Annotated in this window: 23 protein-coding genes; 12 read left to right on the top strand and 11 right to left on the bottom strand. The window is 49.4% G+C overall.

Annotated elements, in window-relative coordinates; translation table 11 throughout:
- The 4 genes from ACP5D0_RS05150 to ACP5D0_RS05135 all read right to left on the bottom strand — a co-directional run.
- A partial coding sequence (locus tag ACP5D0_RS05150; RefSeq protein WP_472364541.1) for a 2-dehydropantoate 2-reductase N-terminal domain-containing protein occupies positions 1-102 on the bottom strand: 102 nt, incomplete at its 3' end.
- A gap of 158 nt (positions 103-260) precedes the next feature.
- Positions 261-1526, bottom strand: a complete 1266-nt coding sequence (locus ACP5D0_RS05145; protein WP_472364540.1) for an OmpP1/FadL family transporter — start codon at positions 1524-1526, stop codon at positions 261-263.
- Between the two features lie 529 nt (positions 1527-2055).
- Positions 2056-2625 (bottom strand): DUF302 domain-containing protein, encoded by a 570-nt coding sequence (locus ACP5D0_RS05140; protein WP_472364538.1) that lies wholly within the window; start codon positions 2623-2625, stop codon positions 2056-2058.
- A gap of 389 nt (positions 2626-3014) precedes the next feature.
- Positions 3015-4142: a 4-phosphoerythronate dehydrogenase gene (locus ACP5D0_RS05135; protein ID WP_472364537.1), complete on the bottom strand. Its 1128-nt coding sequence runs from the start codon at positions 4140-4142 to the stop codon at positions 3015-3017.
- 166 nt (positions 4143-4308) lie between these two features.
- Between ACP5D0_RS05135 and ACP5D0_RS05130 the strand changes: the two genes are divergently transcribed.
- The 4 genes from ACP5D0_RS05130 to ACP5D0_RS05115 all read left to right on the top strand — a co-directional run bounded on the left by ACP5D0_RS05130 (position 4309) and on the right by ACP5D0_RS05115 (position 11165).
- Complete coding sequence (locus ACP5D0_RS05130) at positions 4309-4896, top strand: alpha/beta hydrolase (RefSeq protein ID WP_472364536.1); 588 nt, start codon at positions 4309-4311, stop codon at positions 4894-4896.
- Positions 4897-5193: 297 nt separating this feature from the next.
- Positions 5194-6585, top strand: a complete 1392-nt coding sequence (locus ACP5D0_RS05125; protein WP_472364535.1) for a TolC family protein — start codon at positions 5194-5196, stop codon at positions 6583-6585.
- Between the two features lie 138 nt (positions 6586-6723).
- Positions 6724-7845 carry an efflux RND transporter periplasmic adaptor subunit gene (locus ACP5D0_RS05120; RefSeq protein ID WP_472364534.1) on the top strand — a complete coding sequence of 374 codons (1122 nt, stop codon included), beginning with the start codon at positions 6724-6726 and terminating at the stop codon, positions 7843-7845.
- Positions 7845-11165: an efflux RND transporter permease subunit gene (locus ACP5D0_RS05115; RefSeq protein ID WP_472364533.1), complete on the top strand. Its 3321-nt coding sequence runs from the start codon at positions 7845-7847 to the stop codon at positions 11163-11165. Before ACP5D0_RS05120 ends, ACP5D0_RS05115 begins: the two co-directional genes overlap by 1 nt.
- Positions 11166-11265: 100 nt before the next feature.
- Here the strand turns inward: ACP5D0_RS05115 and ACP5D0_RS05110 are convergent, their stop codons facing one another.
- Positions 11266-12336: a CobW family GTP-binding protein gene (locus ACP5D0_RS05110; protein WP_472364531.1), complete on the bottom strand. Its 1071-nt coding sequence runs from the start codon at positions 12334-12336 to the stop codon at positions 11266-11268.
- 6 nt (positions 12337-12342) lie between these two features.
- Positions 12343-13395 carry a GGDEF domain-containing protein gene (locus ACP5D0_RS05105; RefSeq protein ID WP_472364530.1) on the bottom strand — a complete coding sequence of 351 codons (1053 nt, stop codon included), beginning with the start codon at positions 13393-13395 and terminating at the stop codon, positions 12343-12345.
- Positions 13396-13589: 194 nt separating this feature from the next.
- Here ACP5D0_RS05105 and ACP5D0_RS05100 point away from each other — a divergent pair, with 194 nt between their 5' ends.
- The gene (locus ACP5D0_RS05100) at positions 13590-14156 is read left to right on the top strand and encodes a hypothetical protein (protein WP_472364529.1); all 567 of its coding nucleotides are present in this window, start codon (positions 13590-13592) and stop codon (positions 14154-14156) included.
- A 101-nt stretch (positions 14157-14257) separates the two neighbouring features.
- Here ACP5D0_RS05100 and ACP5D0_RS05095 read toward each other — a convergent pair whose 3' ends face one another.
- A complete protein-coding gene (locus ACP5D0_RS05095; protein ID WP_472364528.1) occupies positions 14258-14455 on the bottom strand; it encodes a YgaP family membrane protein in 198 nt (65 codons plus the stop codon).
- Between the two features lie 120 nt (positions 14456-14575).
- On the opposite strand from ACP5D0_RS05095, the gene ACP5D0_RS05090 reads away from it, so the two are divergent.
- The 3 genes from ACP5D0_RS05090 (at position 14576) to rpsI (ending at position 16026) form a co-directional block, all read left to right on the top strand.
- Positions 14576-15010, top strand: coding sequence for a winged helix-turn-helix domain-containing protein (locus tag ACP5D0_RS05090; RefSeq protein ID WP_472364527.1), 435 nt, complete (start codon positions 14576-14578; stop codon positions 15008-15010).
- Positions 15011-15191: 181 nt separating this feature from the next.
- A complete protein-coding gene (gene rplM / locus ACP5D0_RS05085; RefSeq protein ID WP_472364526.1) occupies positions 15192-15620 on the top strand; it encodes a 50S ribosomal protein L13 in 429 nt (142 codons plus the stop codon).
- Between the two features lie 13 nt (positions 15621-15633).
- Complete coding sequence (gene rpsI / locus ACP5D0_RS05080; protein ID WP_472364524.1) at positions 15634-16026, top strand: 30S ribosomal protein S9; 393 nt, start codon at positions 15634-15636, stop codon at positions 16024-16026.
- Positions 16027-16231: 205 nt separating this feature from the next.
- On the opposite strand, the gene folE2 is transcribed toward rpsI, so the two are convergent.
- The 4 genes from folE2 to ACP5D0_RS05060 all read right to left on the bottom strand — a co-directional run bounded on the left by folE2 (position 16232) and on the right by ACP5D0_RS05060 (position 20244).
- Positions 16232-17182 carry a GTP cyclohydrolase FolE2 gene (gene folE2 / locus ACP5D0_RS05075; protein WP_472364523.1) on the bottom strand — a complete coding sequence of 317 codons (951 nt, stop codon included), beginning with the start codon at positions 17180-17182 and terminating at the stop codon, positions 16232-16234.
- 165 nt (positions 17183-17347) lie between these two features.
- Entirely contained in the window at positions 17348-18400 is a 1053-nt protein-coding gene (locus ACP5D0_RS05070; RefSeq protein ID WP_472364522.1) for a CobW family GTP-binding protein, read from the bottom strand.
- Positions 18384-19724 (bottom strand): FAD-dependent oxidoreductase, encoded by a 1341-nt coding sequence (locus tag ACP5D0_RS05065; protein ID WP_472364521.1) that lies wholly within the window; start codon positions 19722-19724, stop codon positions 18384-18386. The genes ACP5D0_RS05070 and ACP5D0_RS05065 overlap by 17 nt, the downstream gene beginning before the upstream one ends.
- Positions 19725-19869: 145 nt before the next feature.
- Positions 19870-20244, bottom strand: a complete 375-nt coding sequence (locus ACP5D0_RS05060; RefSeq protein WP_472364520.1) for an ArsR/SmtB family transcription factor — start codon at positions 20242-20244, stop codon at positions 19870-19872.
- 223 nt (positions 20245-20467) lie between these two features.
- Here ACP5D0_RS05060 and ACP5D0_RS05055 point away from each other — a divergent pair, with 223 nt between their 5' ends.
- The 4 genes from ACP5D0_RS05055 (at position 20468) to ACP5D0_RS05040 (ending at position 21849) form a co-directional block, all read left to right on the top strand.
- A complete protein-coding gene (locus ACP5D0_RS05055; protein WP_472364519.1) occupies positions 20468-20749 on the top strand; it encodes a YgaP family membrane protein in 282 nt (93 codons plus the stop codon).
- Complete coding sequence (locus ACP5D0_RS05050; protein WP_472364517.1) at positions 20739-21074, top strand: thioredoxin family protein; 336 nt, start codon at positions 20739-20741, stop codon at positions 21072-21074. Before ACP5D0_RS05055 ends, ACP5D0_RS05050 begins: the two co-directional genes overlap by 11 nt.
- A gap of 280 nt (positions 21075-21354) precedes the next feature.
- On the top strand, positions 21355-21567 hold the full coding sequence (locus ACP5D0_RS05045; protein ID WP_472364516.1) for an arsenate reductase/protein-tyrosine-phosphatase family protein: 213 nt from the start codon (positions 21355-21357) through the stop codon (positions 21565-21567).
- Positions 21568-21582: 15 nt separating this feature from the next.
- Positions 21583-21849, top strand: a complete 267-nt coding sequence (locus ACP5D0_RS05040) for a low molecular weight phosphatase family protein (RefSeq protein WP_472364515.1) — start codon at positions 21583-21585, stop codon at positions 21847-21849.
- Positions 21850-21921 lie beyond the last annotated feature (72 nt).

Genomic DNA, 21921 nt, shown 5'->3' with positions numbered 1-21921 from the left:
GGCATCGCGCCGGATGCCAAATACGTCGTGGCCTTTTTCGGATAAGTTCAGTCCAAGGCGGCAACCAATGTCCCCGCAGCCAGCTATTAATACACGCGCCATAATCGTCCTTTTTGTTGCTGATTCATTGCAATTTCCGGCATAGTATCACAAAAAAAACAAAAGGGAATATAACAAATGTGTGACAGAGAAAATATTTTTGAGGCGTAAAAAAAGCCGCTCAGAGAGCGGCTGTAACGCGTTGATATTCCGAAAACGGATCAGAAGTTCATACGCAGAGAAAGGGTGTAACCGATTTGTGAGTGGGTAACTTTGTGTTCAGTCGCATCAGCTGGCATCATAGCTGCCTGTTGGTTGCCACTTTGTGCTCCGAGGCCTCCTGTGACAGCTCCTGTACTTACTGTTTTTGATATTTCAGGTGCGTAAACGATCGCGCCATCTAGAGCTAAGTTTTTGGTGAGTTGATAGCCGCCACCGAAGGTGAAGTGGGATTCCATGATAGCTGGAAAAAAGTGGTTGTTAAATAGATTGACGGCTTGATTGCTGTATCCACCTTGCGCAGCCGTTTTGCTTTGATCTAACGTGTCGATAGGGTCTTCGCCATAATTGTAACCAACCCCTACCCAGTAACGGTTGCCAGCATATTTTGCGCCTAAGCCAAATACGTTTTGGTCTTTCCAGTTAAAGTCTTTATAGCCTTTTGCGTCACCCCATTTGATTTGTTTGGCGTCAGCAGTCAACATAAATCCTTTGATGGTGTATGCGATACCGGCTTTTATTTCAGCTGGTTGTTCTAAATGATCAGAAAAACCGGATAGACCCAACCCATTGGAGGCTGTTGTGATCTGGTCTTTATATTTCATGTCGATCGCAGATTGATAGGCTAAGGCGAGTGTCATCCCTTCAAAGATGTCGAAATATCCACCAATGTTGTAACCGTACCCTAGATCAGATGACATACCGTGGCCGACATTTTTGCCCATAGGATCTGTATAGTTAATATCCAAGGCACCGTACTGAATGACTGGCGCAACACCGATACCAAATTTATCGCTGTTATAAGATATGGTTGGGGCGAACTTCATCAGCTGCAGGTTGCTGTAACCGTTAAAAAGTGCAGGTGAATCTTGATAGTCTACCCCCATTCCTGCAGACCCAAAAATACCTAAACCAAATGTCCAGTTATCTGTTAATCGAGTAGATAAAGATACTTCTGGAATAATATTGGTGTCATTAGCGCTGGTGTCGGAGGCTGCAGGACCCGGATAGGTGGCAATATTTGATGTCGCTTTAACACTTGGTTTGAATATGGTGCCGCCGATGGTAAATTCCGTGCCTTGGGATTTACCCAGTAGCCCTGGGTTGGTCAAGGCGTTTTCAGAACCGTAAAAAGCCGCCGTACCGGTGCCGCCTAGCGCGCGGGATTGGGCGCCCAAGCCGATCAGGTTGTCGCCGTTAGTCGCCAGTACAGGGGTGGATACCATCGCGGTAGTGGCGATGGCTAAAGCAAGTTTGGTTTTTTTCATTGAGTCTCTCTCGTCTAGTTAATTACTGTCAAGTCGTGAGCACCAAAGGTGCCCAAGGTGTGAGCGTATCGCGTCTTTTTACGAGCGCGTTTCTATCAAGGCTTAATATGCCGAAGGGGTGGGGCTTTTAATAATCAAAAAAACTTATCCGTGGCCAGATAGCGTTAATTCCGGTGCGCTGAGTGGGGTGTTTGTAACCTTTTTCGGTCTTGTTTTGGTATTAAGATGTTGATTTATAACATAATAATCGTTTGATTATATTATCTTTTTCTAATATATATTTCGCTTGCAGTAAGAATGAAAATAATTTTATGAACGCCTATGTTTTTTTTATTAACGGTTTCTAATATTAAAAAAGACTGAATTATTCCTTAATCGAAATAAGGTTAAGGCGTTGGTCAGAAGAGCGTAGCGGTATTGTGACCTGTAAATTGATAAAGCATTTGAGTGAATGAAGCGACTTGGGGCATAAAAAAAGTCCGCATTTGCGGACTTTTGGGTGTTTTGCATAAACGATTGTGGTGGTTGGTTAGAAAGCGCCTTCTTTGCCTTTCTGCAGCATTTCCCACATGGTGTTGCGAACCTGCATGGTGGCTTCATACAGTTCAGGTGGCATTTTTTTACCCATTTTGATGGCCATGTCCATGTTCATGGTGTAAATATGCAACCCATCGTCTTCTTCGATGATGTTCACACGGCATGGTAGGAAACCACCCATGGCTGGTGAGAAGTTAACCATTTTGCGAGCCGTTTCCGGGTTACAGAAAGACATAACGTGAAGGATTTTAGAGTCGATGCCGCGTGCATTCAGCTCTTCGGACAGCGGTAATTCACCTACGTTTTTGATATTGCGGTTGATTCCGACGTTGTTGATGGCGTCGATGACGTCTTCCAATTCAACGCCGTCTTCCACCTTGACTTCCCACATGGTGGCATCGGCAATGTCGCCATCCGCGGCAACCCATTTATCCCAAATTTGCATGAAAGTTTCACCGGCGCCGTCATTAAGTTGGTTGATGGCGTTGATGGTTCCGCAACCGCTGAGGGTCGTAATGGCACCGGCAACCAGTGCGGCTTTAAAAAAGTTTACAAGTTTCATTCAGTCTTTCTCCGTTATGTTTAACCCGAATATTTCATAAATTTGCACCGACCTTGCTTGTTACTTGATGTCACTAGCCCTATCTTCTCAGTCGGTCGTAATCGAGAATATGACACTTCTTCGAAAATTTCCTTGTGAAAGCAAGTCTCAGTGCAATCTCAGCACAAATTCATGTCACCTTCGGGTTGAGCGTCATTTTTAACCCGAATAATATTCAGGTCAGCGACCATCGTCAGTGGTCTTGTTTGATTTAAATCAATATCGGTTAGAAGATTACTCTTGTTGATTTGAAAATAAAAATTAATTTTTTTCTGGAAAGATAATATTCTTTTATGAAGATAATGTGTTCCTAATATAATTTTTTTATTGAATGATGATATTTCACAAGGCTAAAGGGTTTGAAAGCCAAGTAAATTCAGTATTTTATCGAATTTTAAGTCGCCGCTGGGATGAACGGAATGTTGCGGCCATTCTCGGTGAATCGGGTAATGTCTGCGGTAGTATTCATATTTTTTATGGGTCTCTAGAGTATTTTTACCGCGAATGGCGGCATCATCGGCTTCGGGGCGATAGCATTGCGCCAGTACTCGCTGCAGGTCGGTTTCGAAATCGCCTGTTGTCTGAGTGTTGATCGGGGCGGGTGGTGGCGGTAGCCGTGCGTCTATATTGATGTCAGGGGGTGTTTGCCAGTGCTGGCAAAGTGCCTTAAAGACCATGATGCTGCCGGCCAGTTTGGCGTCCAGCGAGTGTCCCGCGATGTGCGGGGTGGCAATGTTCGCAGTTTGGTAAAGGGTTTCGTCAATGTTCGGCTCGTTTTCCCAGCAATCGATGATATTGGCTTGGGTTGGGGTGTTTGCCCAGGCCTGCTCGTCAATAATGCCGCCGCGCGCCGCATTGATGAGGATTTGATGGGGTTGAATTTGGCTCAGTTTGTCGGCGGATAATAAATGATACGTCGGATGTGAACCATCATATTTTAATGGTGTATGGACGGTGATGATATCTGCCGATAAAGCGGTGTCCAAATCGACAAAGCCTGTGAGGTTTTCGTTTGCCACGCGTGGTGGGTCATTTAATAAAAGTGTCATGCCCAAGGCCGCCGCTTTGTCGGCCACGCGTTTGCCGACATGGCCGACGCCGATAATGCCGAGTCGCGTGTTGGCCAACTGAAACCCTTTTGAAACGGCAAGATTTACAATGTTGGTGATGACGTATTCGGCCACGGAATTGGCATTGCAGCCTTGCGCGGAATAAAAGGTGATGCCTCGTTGTTTCAGGTACGTTTGGTCGATATGGTCTAAGCCGACGACGGTGCTGCCGACAAACCCTACCCGAGTTGCATCGAGTAGGCGGGCATTGATTTGGGTGCGCGAACGGATAATCACGGCGTCCGCGTCTTTCAGGTGGTGTTGTGCAATGTCTTTGCCCGGTAACGTGGTTACCTGACCGAGAGACTGAAAGAGGTCATTGGCCAAGGGAACGGCATCGTCAATGACAATGTTTTTGATTTCTGACATAGTGGCTTCCTAGGTGGCGTTGATGGCGATATTTTTCACCCTGATTTTGTTGTGGGGTGAGTGTTGGTACGATTTTATCAAGCCTCTATTTGAGGGAAGGGTTTTATTTATGAATAAGACACACACGATGACGATCCCCGGTGCGGTGGGTGTGCTTGAGGTAAGAATGACCAGACCTGGTGAAATGATGCGGCCAGCCGCTGCACAGCTGATGGGGACGCGCTGGGTGGTGTTGAGCCATCCGCACCCACAGTTTGGCGGCACCATGAATAATAAAGTGGTGACCACGCTTGAAAAAGCCTTTCAGTCCTTGGGGTTTGGCACTCTGGCGTACAACTATCGTGGGGTGGGGCTGTCGGAAGGTGACTATGATGGCGGCGAGGGAGAATCGTTGGATCTGGCGTCGGTTGTGACTTGGTTGCGCGAACAGGTGTCGGTGGAAGAATTAATTTTAGCGGGGTTTTCGTTTGGCAGTTACGTGACCTTAAAACAGGCGGACTCATTATCAGCGAATGGGGTTTGTACGGTTGCGCCGCCGGTGTCCATGTATGATCTGTCGGAATTGTACCCGAACGCCCCTTGGGTTCTGATTCAAGGAAGTGATGATGAAGTGGTTGACCCTCAGGCCGTGCTGACTTGGGCGTTGAAAGCGCCGTCCAACCCCGATATTTTTTGGCGCTCTGGAGCCAGTCATTTTTTTCATCGTCAATTGATCTGGTTGCGTAAAGTGATCACGCTGGCTTACGCCGATTGAGGGATTATTCCGGCGAATTTTATGTTCACAAGGCGGCTAAGGTTCGTTGTCCGCAGGGAGAGGGGGAAAAGAATGGCGGCTTGACTAGAATATAAGAGAATTCTTATATATAATTTCTCGTCTTGAGTGCTCGGCCTGCTGACTTGGGTGCTATTAGTAATTCCTAATACTCTAATGAATTTGAGTTATCGCCCTAAGCGCGGTAATGTTATTTTTCATGCGTTGGGCGGGTTAAAGACTCCCTTGGTTATAAACTCTATTATGAAACGTTTAACCGATTTGAACTTAGGAAACATTATGAAACCAGCCGTGTTAAGGGTGTTGAAACCCTTGTCGTTACCGTTGATGTCCGTTTTGCTCTCAAGTGTCGCCGTGACAAGTCACGCGGCCGTTTTGGATTTCAAATCTTGTGTGAATGCGGCACTTGGGCAGAATCCCGAGATGGAGGTCAGTCAGTATCGCATTCAGCAGGCGGAATTCGCCCTGGCGGAAGCCGATGCCAATCGGATGCCGCAAATCACCGCCTCCATGACCGGCACCAACTCGAATAATGCTTTGAATGTGTTTGGTATGAAATTAAACCAGCGGGATGCGAGTTTCCGTGATTTTGGTTTTGCCGATATGAATAAAGGGGTAGATTATGTTCCTGGCGATTTGAATGAACCGGGGAGTTATACGGATTTCAATACCCGTCTGGAAGTGATGATTCCGGTGTGGAACGGTGGCAAGGTGTCCAGTTACCAGGATCAGGCCAAGGCTATGATTAAGGCCGCACAGCATGGTGATAAAGCCGTTCAGCAGTTTTTGACGTTTAATGTTTACCAGGCCTATGAAGGCGTGCATACGGCGCGCGCCTTTGTGGCGGTGGCCGAGCAGGCGGTGATTGCATCGGAATCCTATGTGCGCACTACGGAAAATCTGGTGAATCAGGGCGTGGTGGTGCGTTCCGAGCTGCTGAGTGCTAATGTGCATTTGTCGGAAGCGAAAACCGCCTTGGAAAAGGCGCAGACACAAGAGATGATTGCGTTAGACAATTTGAGAATGCTCATGGCAATGGATGAAAACGCCGCTTTGGACGTCGGGTCGAGAATGGATATTTCCTTGCCAGCAGGGTCTTTGGATGAGCTGATCGCCATGGCAACCACCACCAACCCGAAACTCAAAGCCACTCGTGAAGAATCCATCTCTAAAAAAGCGGCGGTGGATGCCGACAAGGCTGACCAGTATCCGCACTTTAATATCATGGTGCGCGGCGATGCGAATGATGAGAACCTTGGTTTTGAAAGCACCTCTTACACAGTCGCCGGTGTACTTTCATGGAAAATTACCGACTTTGGCGTGACCGCCAATAAAGTTGATCGTGCGCGCGCCCTCGCCAGTGAAAAACAGGCGTCCTTGCGTTCACAGGAAAACAAAACCCGTTTGGAGGTGTTGAAGGCTTGGCGCTCGCTGAAAGTGGCCGAAAAACAGGTCAAATCGCATAAGTTGGCCGTTGAGCAGGCGGAAGAGGCACAACGTTTGATTATGAGACGCTACAAAGGCGGCATCGCCACCATGACGGAAGTGTTGGCCAGCCAGGCTCAGTTGGACAAAGCCAGAGCCATTCTTGTGAATGCGGTTTTTGAAAAAAACATCCAAAAAGCCAAGCTTCGGCTTGAAACCGGCACCATGAGCGTCGAGCAGCTTTAAGCGTTACCCCTAGCCCGAATGTTGCTTGCATGAATTGCCGAACTAAGAGATCTGGAATAAGCAATCTCAGTGCAAAATGGTGAAATGTCGGACTTAATTAAAACCATCGAAAGTTAAATTTTATTAGAAGGTGAGCGAATGAAAACCCTATCCAAACTGATGTTGTCCAGCAGCCTATTGCTGTTGGTGGGCTTGAGCGGCTGTGAGAAAGACGTGCCCCAGTCGTCAGCCCCTGACATTAAGGTGCAAACCATTGAGGCACCAGTTGAAACGGTCAACCTCGGTACCATTCCGTTAAAAGCGGTGGTGCCGGGCGCGGTGGTGCCGGATCAGAAGGCGCAGATTGCTTCTCGGTTGATGGGTTATATTAAAGATTTTGACGTCAAAGTCGGTCAGGAAGTGAAAAAGGGCGAATTGCTGTTTTCCATTGACTCCAGCGATGTCAACAGTCAGATTCTGCAAGCGAAGTCCGCTTATCAGCAGGCTCAGGCGGCCTTAAAAGATGCTAAGCTGGATTACGACCGTTTTGCCAAGCTGTATAAAGAAGATTCGGTGTCAAAGCAACAGTTCGACAAAATGAATCTGCAATATCAGGTGGCGCAGGAAAACTTGGTGTCGGCTAAAACCGCTTTGAACCAAGCGCGATCGCAACTGAATTACGCCAATGTCAAGGCACCGTTTGACGGGGTGGTGGTCGAAAAAATGGCGGAGGCCGGCAGCCTCGCAGCACCTGGCAACCCGGTTCTGGTATTGGAGAACTTGACCTCTTTGAGCGTGCGGACTCAGGTGGGTGAAGATCTGTTTGCCGTGTTGCGGCCTGGGGATGAAGCCGAGGTGGTGATTGATGGTCAGCCTTTGCCGCTTGAGGGAACCATTTACACCCTAGTGAGTGCGGCGGATCCGAAAACCCGCACGCATACCGTGAAACTGAGTCTGCCGGAACTTGGCACCATTAACAGTGGTACCTTTGCTCGGGTTGGTTTCAAACGCGGTGAGCGCCAGACCATGATGGTGCCGAAAACGGCGATATTGAATCGCTCCGGCGTGGAAGGTGTTTTTGTGCTGGAAGATGGTAAGGTGAATTTTCATATGGTGCGCTTGGGCGAAGAGATCGGTGACAAAATCGAGGTCAAGGCTGGTTTGAATCTGGGAGACTCCATTGTGGTGGGTAATAATATAAGCCTTTTGAACGGCGACAACATAAAAGCGATTGAAGTGACGCAAATCCTAGAACCGGCGGAAAGTGAAGGGGCTGAATAATGTCAACGGCGGAACAAAAGACTTCGACAGAACTGAATATTGCCGGTAAGTTGGCGAAAGCGTTTATCCACTCTAAAATCACCATGATGATTATGATCGCGGTGACCTTGGCGGGTGTTCTGGCCTATTTGGTGACCCCGCGTGAGTACAACCCGCAAATCGTTGTGCCGGCGGCGGATATTATTGTTCCGAAGGGCGGCGCGACCCCAAGCGAAGTGCAGAATATGGTCGTCAAGCCACTGGAAACCATTATGGGGGCTTTGCCGGGCGTTAAACATACCTTTGGGTATGCGTCTAATGATTTTGGTATTGTCACCGTGCAGTTCGATGTGGGGGAAAACCAAGTCGATAGTCTGGTCAAGCTGTATAACCAGCTGATGCAGAATATGGACAAAATGCCGCCGGATACGCAGCAGCCGCTGATTAAGCCGATTAATGTGGATGATGTGCCGATTATGACGCTGGCGGTGACCTCCGATGAAATGTCGGGTTACGATTTGCGTGACGTTTCGTTAAAGCTGGTCGAAAACCTGCGTAACATTCCGGGTGTGTCCTTTACCGAAGTGCTGGGTGGAAAGAAGCGGGCGGTGAATGTCTGGCTGGATGCGCAAAAAATTGCTTTAACCGGTATGTCGCTGGGGCAGATCAGTGATATGTTGAAAGGCAGTAATGTCTCCCTGCCTGTCGGTGCCTTGGTGAATAATAATAAAGAAGAGCCGATTCGCGTGAACGGCTTTCTGGGGAATGCTCAGGAAGTGGGCGATATTGTTATCGGTTCGGAAAACGGTCGGCCGATTTATCTGAAGGACATCGCCCTTATTGAAGACGGACCGATGGAAACCGATACCGACACGCGTATCGGCTACGGCCCGAGCAGCGATAAGAAAAGCCGCAGTGAAATGCCTGCAGTGACCATTTCCCTAGCGAAAAAGCCTGGCACCAATGCGGTCACCGTGGCGGATGCCGTGTTGGAAAAATTGGCCGAATTGAAATTGAGTGTGTTGCCGTCGAATGTGGATGTCACCGTGACGCGTAATGATGGTGAAAAAGCCAATGCGGCGGTGAATCTGCTGATGGAGCATCTGGTGATTGCCGTGGCATCGGTGGTGGTGATTCTGATTCTGTTCCTCGGCTGGCGTGAAGCCGGTATTGTCACCCTGACGGTGCCGCTGATTTTATTTGTGGTGTTGTTTGTCGGCTACATTTCCGGTCAGACGATTAACCGCATCACACTGTTTGCATTAATTCTATCGCTTGGGCTGCTGGTGGATGCGGCCATTGTGGTGATCGAAAACATTCACCGGCACATTCACAACGGCTTTGATCCAGAGAACTTTGACGAGGTTCTGATCAAAGCCACCAATGAAATCGGCAACCCGACCAATGTGGCGACCTTTGCGGTCATTCTCGCCTTTATCCCAATGCTGTTCGTGACCGGAATGATGGGGCCATTCATGGCACCGATTCCGTTCAATGTGCCGGTGGCGATGATCGCTTCTCTGGTGATTGCCTACATTCTGGTGCCTTACGCTTCCTACCGTTTACTTGGCAAAAAAGCCATCAAAGAAATGCAGGCACGTGAGAGTCTTGAAACCCATCATGTCCACAAACCGGACTGGATGCAAACCCTGTATGAAAAATCCATTGTGCCGTTATTGGAAAGTCGCACCAAGCGAAATGTGTTCTTGTTTGTGGTGTTGATTTCTTTGTTTGCGGCCATGACGCAGCCGGCGCTGCAATTTTTGCGTGGTGACGGTATGAACAATCCGTTGCATTCGGGGGGCGTGGAAGTGAAGATGCTGCCTTACGATAACACCAGTACCTTCCTCGTGCAGGTGGACATGCCGGAAGGCACAGCGCTGGAAGCGACCGATATCGTGGTGCGTCGCGTTAACGATGTCATTTCGAAAACGCCGTTTGTCACCGATTACAGTGTCTATCTAGGCGATCATGCGCCGATTGATTTTGCGGCACTGGTGCGTGGCGACTTGATTAAAAAGGGTTCCAACTTTGCGCAGATTCGTGTCAATCTGGTCAATAAGCATGATCGTGATTTGTCGTCGCACGAAATCGTACAGATTTTGAACGATGAATTGACGCCGGTGCGTAAAGTTTTCCCAGGTGCTAATATCAAACTGTATGAAACCCCGCCCGGGCCGCCGGTAACGGTTCAGATTATGGCAGAGCTTTATGGGCCGGACTACGATAAGCTGAGAGCTGCTGCGATTGAAATCAATGCCAAAATGCATGACATTTACGGGCTGATTAACATTGATGACAGTGTGACGGCTTCGACGGAAAGTTACCAGATCAATATTGACCGCACTCAGGCCAATCTGTTGGGCATCGTGCCAGCAGAAGTGGCAAAGATGCTGCACGATTACATCAACGGTTATGAACTGGGTTATATGCACCTGGATAATGTGCGCGAGCCGGTTAATATCATTGTGCGTTTGCCGAGTTCGGAGCGAACCGTGCCTGAGCAACTGTTGTCGTTGAATGTGCAGTCACGATCCGGGGCATCGGTTCCGGTATCTGCGTTTGCCACCATTCAACAGGTGATGCAGGCCAAGCCCATTATCGGGCGCGATCAGCATCAGATGGTGATGGTGGGCGGTGAACTGCTGCGTTCAAGCCCGGTATACGCCGTACTGTCGATGGATAAAATGTTTGATGGCGTGACTTTGCCGGAATCGGGTGTGACTTTCCACACCGCCAACCTCGGCTTTGTGGAGGCCGAGCCGGACGATGTCATGAACTATTCCTTGCTGTGGGGTGGCGAGATGCGCCTGACATTGGATGTGTTCCGAGATATGGGCAGTGCCTTCATCGTGGCGTTGGTGTTTATTTATCTGGTTCTGGTCGGCTATTATCGTTCCTTTATGATGCCGGTGATTGTGATGGGAGCGATTCCGCTCACGATGATAGGGGTCTTTCCAGGTCACTGGTTGACGGGGCAGGCGTTTACCGCCACCTCGATGATTGGGGTCATTGCCTTGGCCGGTATCGTGGTGCGGAACTCGCTGTTGCTGATCGACTTCATTCTGGAGTATCGTGCGGAAGGCAAGAGCTTGAAAGACTCCGTGATCGAAGCCGGTAAGGTGCGTTTCCGTCCGATCTTGCTGACGGCACTGGCGATTATCTTCGGCTCCATGATTATGATTACCGATCCGGTGTTTGGTGGCTTGGCGGTGTCCTTGATTTTCGGCACGCTATCGTCGACGGTGCTGACGCTGCTGGTGATTCCATTGCTCTACTTTATCTGGCAATGGCACGGTGGGGTCAAATACACAGAAGGCGGACAAACCAAGCCCGCGTAAATAACCCAAAAAGGTTCAATATTCAAAACCGCCAGGCCTGGCGGTTTTTTTGTGTTTGATTTTAGGTAGTTCAGGCGGCCAGTCGTGCAGTGTGTCGTGGTCAGGTTTTCTGGCAGGCTTTCAGTGCGCTTTCAAACGCGGGCAGGTCAAAGGGTTCCAAGCTAAGTAACAACTCAAAGCGACTGTCTTTGCGGTAGGCGATCAATTCGCGGGTGGCATGGCCGTTGACCCATTGAAACAGCATTCTTGGACTGGTACCGACTCGGAAAACGCCTTTGGCGCGTTTGATCGAGTTGGGTGAGTCTTGAAAGTGACCTTGACCGAGGCTTTCCAATAAAGCAAAAAGACACTTCCAGTCGAAAACGGCCTCGTGGCTGAAGACCCAGCCGACGGCGTTTGTGTCGAGCTGGGTTTGCTGTAAGCGCTTTAATAGGTGGGGCCAATCCGCTTCCGACTCAGAAAATGAGGTGGTTTTTGCTTGGGCAGCCGAATGCGCATGGGGAGATTTTCCCAAGGTGAAGGCGTTGAAATGTTGTCCGCTTGGACGAAATTGGGTTGTGTGAAGATGAGGATGCATTAGGGATTCAATGGGGATGTCAGCCGATTCGGTGACATAAATGGCTTTTTTGGGCGGGTAGAGTTGCTCGCAATAGTCGCGCACTGTATGGATGGTGGCTTCTGAGACGCGGTCTTTTTTATTGAGAATGAGGACATCGGCCATATTCAGCAGACTTTGCAGAACGGTCAGTCGCTGATACTCGGCCAGACCCACCTGTTGCAGGTCAATCACGCTGAACAGGGTTTGAATTTCAAGGCGGCTTTCCAGCGTATTTTGAGTAAACAGATCCACTAGGGTGTCCGGTTCGCCGAGCCCGGTGGGTTCAATCAAAATTCGGTCAGGCTTTACCGTGTCCAGAAGTTCGATGACTCGGCTTTCCAGTTCCGATTTGGCCGTGCAGCAAATGCACCCCCCGGGAATCTCGGTTACTTGGGTTTGAGACGCACTTTCCAGGATTGCACCGTCAATGCCGACCGCTCCGAATTCGTTGACCAGCAGTGCCCAGTGTTCGTTGTCAGGTTTGTGCCGCAACAGCTGTCTTAGAAGGGTGGTTTTGCCTGCGCCAAGCTGGCCGGAAATAATGTTCAGTGCACATCGTTTAGGTTTCAGCATTGTCGTTCACAAGTCGGTTTCGCCGCAAACGCGATTACGTCCGGACGATTTGGCAAGGTACAGGCTTTTGTCGGCTCGGTCAAAAAGGGTATCCAAGGTTTCGTTTAATTGATACATGGCCACGCCGATCGATAATGTCAGTTTAATCGGTTTTTTGTCACCCTTGACGTACAGCGGACGCGCCGCAATTTTTTCGCGGATGCTGTTGCCCACTTTGCGTGCGGCGTCATAGCCTGTGTTTGGCAGAATGACGACAAATTCCTCGCCCCCTATGCGTGCAATATGATCCCGTCCTTTGGTTTCATTATGCAGGCTTTTGGCCAGATAACGCAGTATGCTGTCGCCCACCAAGTGGCCAAAGGAGTCGTTAATGTTTTTGAAATAGTCCAGGTCAAGCAGCAACAACGCAAAACTGCTTTGGTTGTCATTGGCTTCCTGCATCACTTTTTCCATGATTTCATTGAAGCCGCGTCGATTGGGGATGTTGGTCAATTCGTCGGTTTTGGCAATGGCCGTGGCTTTATCCAACTCTTTTTTCAGTTGTTTAATTTCACCGCTGGTTTCTTCAATTTGCACCTGCAGCGCCAGGGTTTCCTGCTGGTAGTTTTGAATGGTTGGCAGGATGTCTTGTTTAAGGTGCTGCAGAATTTCTTCCGGTTGGCGCAACGCATCGATATGGGAGAGCTGCGTTTCGAGCGTCTGGTTTTTGTGTTTGGATTGCGTTACCCAGTTTTCAATGAACAGCACTAATTGATTGATGATGCTCGAAAACTCATCGGAGTGCAGGCTGTGCTGTATCACGTCCGACCAGAGGGTGTTGAACAGCATGCGGGCGGAATTGTCATCGTAGGAGGCAAAGTTTAAAGCGTGCTCAACCTGTTCTGCAAGCGACGGATTGATTTTGACCATCATTTCATAAAACAGGGTGAAGTGGATGGGGTTGGCGTTGATGTCCAGTTCATTGAGTTTGTCGAGCACCTGACGCGAAATCGTCTGCGCTTTCGGGTTGGGCAGGGTGTAACGACAGTTGTCCTTTGATGCTGGCGGATTGGATGGCATGAAGATTCCATGGGATATAAAGATGTGTTGACTATAAACCTTTCAAATCGTAACGTCAATTCGGAGTTGTTTTTTTAGTGGGAGCTGAGGGTTTCACGAGTTTCATTTTTTTGTCATTTTTCGTTCATCTCGCTGTTATGTCATGTCGATAGAATGAGCCAGTCATTTTTATAAACGTCAAGAGAGTGCTCATTATGAAAAAGTTATTGATTGCCATGCTGGCCACAGGCGTTCTGTCTGCCTGTTCTGCAACGCCTGATAAATCCTCACAGGCCTCAAGCCAGTCTGAAGCGAAGGCACATGAAGCTCAGAATACGGATTTGTATGTTGTAATGGATAAACGCATGAATGTGTTTTACGATCCGTCACTCTACAAAGAGTATCTGCAGCATGGTGAAACCCCTTACCGTCGTACTTTTATCGGTGCTGGACCTGACGGTCAAACCGTGGTGTATGGCCTGACTGGTGCTGACAAGAAGAAGTCCACCAGTCCAGGTGAAGAAATGATGTCTGGCAAAATGGCGGCGGCTGAAGATTTCTATGGCGAAGTGATGGAAAAAGATCATAATCGTTATTATGTGTTCACCAGCTGGGATACGTTTGACGAGTTCGTTAAGCTGCATGTCGATAACTTCCGTTATTCCGACATCGGTGGTGGTCCAAACGGTGAAACTGTGGTGTATGTGTTGACCAAAAAAACCAGCAAGCAAAAGCCAGTTGAAGCTATTAAGAAATTCAAAGCCATGCACGGCATGAATTGATTTTAGCCGCTTTCCGGCTGCGCCGGAAAGCATGGCTCTGAATCGCAAAAAGCCAGGCCTGAGCGCCTGGCTTTTTGGTTTTGGATGCTTGCCCTGCGGTTTTATCGTTTAACGGTTTCGTGTAGCGGGCAGGTCTGAATGCCGATCAGGGTGTACAAAGGACACCAGCGGATAATCCCCGTTGCCAGAGGAATGATGCCAATATAAGCCCAAAGCCCCAAAACATCCGTGGCGGCCATGACGATCAGTGCGGTGCCGACTATAATGCGTAACCATCTGTCTAAGGTACCAATATTCATTAAGCGTCTCCTTTTCTGTAAAATAAATTGTTGATTTTAAAAATTGCGGATCAATTGTTAACGCTTTGCGCGCTAAAATCAACTGACTTTTTCATAACCTGATTAATCTGGAAGCCGTTTATGACAAAACAGAAAACTCAGTCGAAACATAAATTGCCTGGAGACGCTTATGCCGATCATATCCGTGCGCGTTTTTGGCTGATGGGGTCTGGCGGGACTTATGTGGGAATCGGTCGCGTGACCTTGATGGAAAAAATTGCCCGCTTGGGGTCGATAAATCAGGCCGCAAAAGAAATGGGCATGTCCTATAAGAAAGCCTGGGGATTGATGGAAGAGTTGAATCAAATGTTTGATGAGCCTTTGGTGGTCAAGGCGCATGGCGGTAAATCGGGCGGGGGCACCCGGTTGACTGAAAAAGGTGAGCAGGTGCTGGTGGAGTTTCGTCGTGTGGAACAGCAGTTGACGGCGTTCCTGCAATCCCAGTCACAGCAAGTGGCGGAAAACCTTGGCCTGCCGAGCTTGTCCAACGGCACCGCCACGGAAAGTGAAAAATGACCAGGCCTGGTGAATGTTGGAAACGTTTTTTATCTTGTTTAAACGCTTGACTTTAAGGCGAAAGTCGTTAAAATCCTCTTCTTTAATCCTTGCCCCTTCTTATTGCCCGTTAAACAGTAAGTGATTATTTGGCTCGCCGAATAGTTGGAATGGATTAGTAATTTATTTTTAGGACAAAGTTATGAGCACATTTGTTGCAAAGCCAGCCGAAGTAAAACGTGACTGGTACATTGTGGATGCCGAAGGTAAAACATTAGGTCGTATGGCCGCTGAAATCGCAGCGCGTTTGCGTGGCAAGCACAAGCCGGAATACACGCCGCACGTTGATTGTGGCGATTACATTGTCGTTATCAATGCGGAAAAAATCGCGGTCACTGGCAATAAGCGTAACGATAAAATGTATCACCATGTGACTGGGTATGTGGGGCATTTGAAATCCACAAACTTTGAAACCTTGGTGGGCAGTAAGCCGACTCGTCCGGTTGAGTTCGCCATCAAAGGGATGTTGCCTCGTGGTCCTCTAGGCCGTGCAATGTTGAAAAAACTGAAAGTGTATGCCGGTGCCGAGCACCCACATACAGCACAGCAACCTAAAGAACTAGACGTGTAAGAGGAATTTGAGAATGGCAACAGAACAATATTACGGAACAGGTCGTCGTAAAAGCTCAGTCGCGCGTGTTTTCATGAAAACAGGCACTGGCAAAATGACCGTGAACGGTCGTGACGTGAAGGAATATTTTGCGCGTGAAACCGATTTGATGGTGATTAATCAGCCTTTGGAAGCGACTGAAAATGTCGAAAAGTTTGATATGACCATCACGGTAAAAGGCGGTGGCACCACCGGTCAAGCCGGTGCGGTTCGTCATGGTATTTCCCGTGCGTTACTGACGTTTAACGAAGAAAATCGTTCGGCCTTGCGTCAGCGTGGTCTCTTGACGCGTGATGCGCGTGAAGTGGAACGTAAGAAGATCGGTCTTCGCAAAGCACGTCGTCGTCCACAGTTCTCAAAACGTTAATTTCGATTGCGTTTTACGGAACACAAAAAACCGCCAAGCTTGGCGTTTTTTTTATATCTGCTGATTTTAGCCCAGTGGGTGCTGTCGAGAAAACACGGTTCTACGATTTTGGCGCAACGTCATGCGATTAAAAAAGCCGCCAAGAAGCGGCTTAAAATTAGGCTGAAGATGGTTCCTAGAAGATCGTCGCCTGAATGGGGCGTGATCAGTGTTCAAAACGATCCATAAAGTTGGGTTCATCGCTGTAACCCCCCGGAATGTTTTTGGTGACAATCGCTACGGCATCGTGTGGATGCAGGCTTTCCAGGTGATTAACGCGCACCCAATAGTCTTGATATTCGGGGCAGCTCTCCAGTTTGGCTTGTATGCGACGTGCCGCGTCTTCACAGAACATCAGATTGGTGGCGTTCAAACGGGCAAACTCCTGTTCGTCCTCGCGTTTCACCGTGGATTGCACCGGTGTTTTCACCGCGTCTTCTATCTGGTTGATGACGGTCGATAGGTTCAGTGCGTGCGCGGCGGTGACTTTCAGTTTAATCTGGGCGTAAGAGCGTTGGCTGTGCGGCGTGGCACAGATGCCTTCCGGCGTGCCAAGCCATTCCAACACTTGGTTGTAGTCCAGTGCTTGACCGCTGAACTGCTGTTCGAACGCTTCCTGAATCAATTGGCGTGACAAGGCCGCAGAACAAGGGCAAGTGGACGAATAGGGCACGCTGATGCTGACTTCGCATTCGTATTGCCCGTCGCGCATTTCGCCGCGCAGGGTGCATGGGTAGTGCTTCCAGCCGGAGTTGTCAGATTTCAGCGATTGCCGTCTTTCATAGTAGTCGAAACGGAATTCAACAAAGGCGTTTTGACTCAGCTCCTGGTGAGAGTCGATGAAGCGTTGCAATATCGCTTGAATACTCGCCGGGGTTAAAGGTTCTTTCGAACCGTTTTCATCCAGAATCAGATAGAGGCGCGACATGTGAATGCCTTTGCTGAGGGGGTCGTCCAGACTGACGTAGGCCTGTACCTGTGACGACAGGGTCAGGGTCTGGTTTGCATCTTGTTGGATTTGGATGGGCAGTTCAATGCCACTCATTCCGACCCAGTTGAGTTTTCCCTGTGGGTCTTGGTGGGGCTGGCAAGCGATATCGGGCATGTGCTTCGTCATGCAATTTCCTTCGGCTTAGATTGAGGGCTTTATTCGATCCGCCCGGATCAATAAAGTTGCGCTCATATTTTAAAAAAGAGACTAATTATATCACGTCTTGTAAGAATCGGTGTCATTTGGCTCGCTCGAATAAGCCCAGTGAGATTCTGCGAGACTAACAGGCGGCTAGTCCCGTTCGATGAGACAGGGCAACAAAGCGGTCTCCAGTTGTTCAATCAAGTGTTGCGCAGGGTCGGCGTCGAAGCCTTGATCTTCAGGTATTTCAAATAATAATTCCAAGCGGCTGTCGCGTCGCCAAGCCACGTCCTGCCATGTGATCTGTCCATCGACAACGTTGATCATTTGCCATTCGTTCCCCGTCCGAAGAAGACCCTTTGCTCGAACCAGGTGGCGTTGTTGTGTGATAACGTCTTTGAGCGCGACGCGATTGAATTGAATGTGGGCATCGAATTGCCAGCCGATGCTGAGGGTGTCAGCTAGGCGTGTTTTCATTTGCAGAACCTGGGGTAACTTGGATTTGCGCACCAAGGCGCAGGCCTGGTTAATTTGATGGTGTTTTGTGTGAGCCGCTAAACCGCTGAGCAGGGTGAAGGTCGGTTGCATGGCGCGGAAATCCACCAGGCCTGGCGGAAAGCGAACGGCTTGATCCAGGCGGGTGTGCAGAATGGTTTCCTTTGGCGGATAGGTTTGCTGGAGCAATTGTTCGGCTTGTTGGATGTCGTCGCGGCTGGCGAGATCGATTTTATTGAGCAATACGGTATCGGCCAGCGAGACCAGATCGCGCATGACGGCGGATTTTTCCCAGCGTTGAGGTGTCAACTGTTGTGGGGTGATGATCAGCAGAACGCCGGCTAAACGAATATGGGGATGGAACGCCTTGAGCGTGTCAATGATGTGTGCCGGATGCCCCAGTCCAGTGGGTTCGATCAGAATGCGATCCAGGGGCTGTTGCAGCAGTTTTTGCAGCGCCTGACGGTAACCGAATTGGGCGCTGCAGCAGATGCAGCCGCCGGTGACGTCTTCGATCCAGTGGGCGTCGCCATCGAGCGTGGCCGCATCAATGCCGATTTCGCCGAATTCGTTGATAAGCAGCCCCCAGTGTTCATCGGCAGGACTTTGTTGTAATAGCTGATGGATGGCCGTGGTTTTACCACTGCCGAGCAATCCGGTTACCAGCGTAACGGGAATGGGCTGGTCGGGTTTAGAGGTCTTGGCCATCCAGCAAATCGTTGACGAGTTCGTCTTGTTTTAGGTGAATGCCGAGGCGTTCACAGATGATTTTGGCGTCGCGATACGCGTTGCCCAAACAGGTGGTGGCACCCGGCGATGGCGTCATATTGAAAATGAGGTTGTCGTTTTCCGGCAGAATGCTGGCTTCGCCCAGCTTGAGTTCCATCGTGTTTTTGTCGATCACCTGGGGGCGAACGCCACCGTAGCCTTGCGCATAGGTTAAATCTTGCGTGGTCAGGTCTGGCAGAATCTTGCGGGCGTCTTTGACAAACAGTTTTTTGTTCAGCCAAGGCACTTCAAATAGAAAATTACGGAAGATGTAGTTGCGAATGGTGCTGTCTTTCATCAGATCCCAAAAGACGCGCAGCACCTTGCGATCCAGTTTGAGGGTGCGCCAGAAATCGCGATAGGTGCCACCGGTGTAGCGTTCCAGTTTCGGCAAGGCCAAAGCGGTAGGGCCCAGTCGGGTTTTGTCTGGTTCGGTCAAGTCAGGGTCGCCGTGCAAGGCGGCAAACGGCAGTTTGTCGTTCTGCAGGGTGTAGACTTTTCCGTTGAGCATTTTCGGCGCAAAATAGAAACTACCGGCCATCGGTAAGGTGGATAAGTTCATGCCGTGCCCAAGCTGGTTGGCCAGCAACAAACTGTGTGCCCCGGCGGAAACCACGACAAAGCGCCCGGCATAGGAGCCGTGAGCGGTTTGCAGTTCATAGTGGTCTTTCAGCGGAATAATGCGATCCACGCGGGAGCTGAGGGAGACACGAATGTCTTTGCCGGTTTTGCGGGCGCTGTCAATAAAGGATTTCGACAGCAGGCCGTAGTTAACGGCGGAATATTCATCGGTGCAGCCGCTGGCGAGTATCGGCTCGGGGCGGGGTTGGCCGTCTTTTAAGGCCACTTTGGGTTCGATTTCGGCGATTTTTTCAGCGTCCCAGAGTTCCATGTAGGGAAAGGCCTCTTTGAATTCGTCGTGACGTTTTGCTAAACGCTCGCATTCGTCGTCACCGACAGCGAGAATCATTTTCGGGAACTTGAATAGAAAATCGTTTTTGCTGACCTGCTCGGCGTATTTCACCAGCATATTCGCCGTGCGTTTCACGGAAATGGCTTTTTCAAGCGTATAGTTAGTTTCAATGTCACCGCAATGGAGGGTTTGGCTGTTGCTGCGTGCATTGGAGTTCAAAGGGGCAAGTGAGCCGTATTTTTCCAGAATGGCAATGGATTTGACATCCGTGTACTTGGCCAGGGTGTAGGCCAACGCGGTTCCGGTGATGCCTCCGCCGACGATGACGACATCGAAAATTCGATTTTCCATAGAAAGTTACAATCCAGTTTAGATTCCAGTGAACCGTTAATTATATAAAAATTGATGGGGTCGTGACGAGTTTCCAGGACTGGAAATATTAATGCGGTTGGATAAAACGGTCTGTAAAAGGGATTTCATCCCTTAATCCAAAACGTCATGACGTTTTCGGGTTGGGCGGATCGAGTTGGCACTGGCGGGGTTGAATGGTTTCGTAGCCTTCCAGTGCCGAGCGGTCGGCTTCGCATTCCGGCAATTGGCTGAAAAAGGGCTCCAGGGTGTCGAGATTCATCGGCGATTGCAGTTTGCGGTTGAGTTGGTAATGCACCCAGGTGCCTTCGCGCCAAAACGTCACCAGTTCGGCGTTTTTCAGATAGGTTAAGTGGCGGGAAATGGTGCTTTGACCTTGCGCTAAAATTGCCACCAGGTCGCACACGCACAGAGACGGTCTGAGCATTAGCAGGTGCAGGATTCGAAGCCTCAAGGGTTCCGACAGGGCTTTAAAAAATTGGCTGGTTTGGTCGAGGGTCACAGTTCGTATCCAGTGCGCGGGTGAGTTGTGGGGTGAGTCGTTTCAAGCCCGAAAAATCAAAAAGATTATTGTAGCACAGTGCGCCGTCAGTCGCATTTGGTGCTGAATATGACGTTTTGATGTCAAATGCACCGCGGGGGGTTGTTGTTGTCTAATGGATGCTTTATTATATCTGTTTATGCGGATATATTGATTTTAAGATGGTTAAAAGGTTAAGAGGCTTATGAAAGGGAATCTAATGGTACGTCTGATGACGTTGCTGGTGTTGCTGGGGGTTGTTTTGGCGCATGTATCAGGTCAAACCGATTTGTTGGGATGGAACTGGTTGTGGTTGGCGGTGTTGGTCAGTGTTATGGGGTTGCAGGCGACCTTTACCGGTTGGTGTCCGGCGGAAATGTTGGGTAAGTTGTCCAAATCCGGTGAATGTTGTCCTAGCGGCCATTGCGGCTCCACGTCGCAAGTGGCCGCCACAGCGGACGAGGTCAAGCCTTGTTGTGAATGGTGATAACGCCTCTCAAGCAAGCGCCTCAACCGGATGTTGCGGCGGTGAGCCGACCACGGAAAAAACCGCCTGTGGCGTTGATTACGTGAATGACGGCAAGGTGGTGAAGGTGTTGGGCAGCGGCTGCACCAATTGTCAAACCACCGCCAATCTCATTCAGGCCATGGCCGAAGAGTTGAACATGCCGATTGAACTGGAAAAAGTCGAGGATTTTGCGGAAATCGCGGCCTACGGGGTCATGAGTACGCCGGGTGTGGTGATCGATGAAGTGGTGGTGCCTTCCGGCGGCATTCCGTCTCGTGAGCAGATTAAAGCTTGGTTGTCATAAAAAGATCAAATCATTGTCACCGTCTCCGGTGGTCTCAGAGCCGGAGCCCATGTATTTTAAATGTTAACCCGAATATTTCACAAATTTGCACTGACCTTGCTTGTTCCTTGATTCCACAAGAAATATTTTCTCAGTCGGTCGTAATCACGGATACGACGCTTCTTCGAAAATTTCCTTGTGAAACAAAGAACTCGACGCCCGAAGGGGTAAGTCGAGAAACCAATGCCCTGCGCAATCTCAGCACAAATTCATGAAACATTCGAATTAAAGGAGTTTACAGATGTTTAAGGTATTATTTTTATGTACCGGCAATTCCAAACGCAGTGTTATAGCCGAAGCCTTCTTGAACCATTGGGGGAAAGGGCGTTTCAAAGCCTACAGTGCCGGTAGCCACCCTAAGGATGCGGTGCATCCAGATGCGTTGGCGCTGCTGGAAAATTCCAAAATTCCGATGGCCGCACCGCGCACCAAAAGCTGGGACGAATTTGCCTAGCCGAATGCGCCGAAAATGGATTTTGTGATTACCGTGTGTGATAAAGCCAAAGGGGAAGTTTGTCCGATTTGGCCCGGCCAACCGATGACCGCGCATTGGGGTGTGGAAGACCCGCAACGCGTGGAAGGGGATGACCCTTTGAAACAGTACAAAGAGGTGTTGAGGGTTTTGGATACCCGGATTAAGTTGTTTACCATTCTGCCGTTCGAGAAGCTGGAAAAATTAAAGCTCCAACAACAATTAGATGCAATTGGCCTAGAGCGCGGTGATGAAGTCGAATAATAAGGAAGTGAATATGAAAAAATTACGAGTGGCGATTAATGGGTTTGGGCGCATGGGGCGTTTGGCCTTGCG

The sequence above is a fragment of the Hydrogenovibrio sp. genome (assembly GCF_049975065.1).
Lineage (GTDB): Bacteria > Pseudomonadota > Gammaproteobacteria > Thiomicrospirales > Thiomicrospiraceae > Hydrogenovibrio.
The sequence above is the reverse complement of the archived record's forward strand: the minus strand, read 5'-3'. Positions and strand labels throughout refer to the sequence as shown.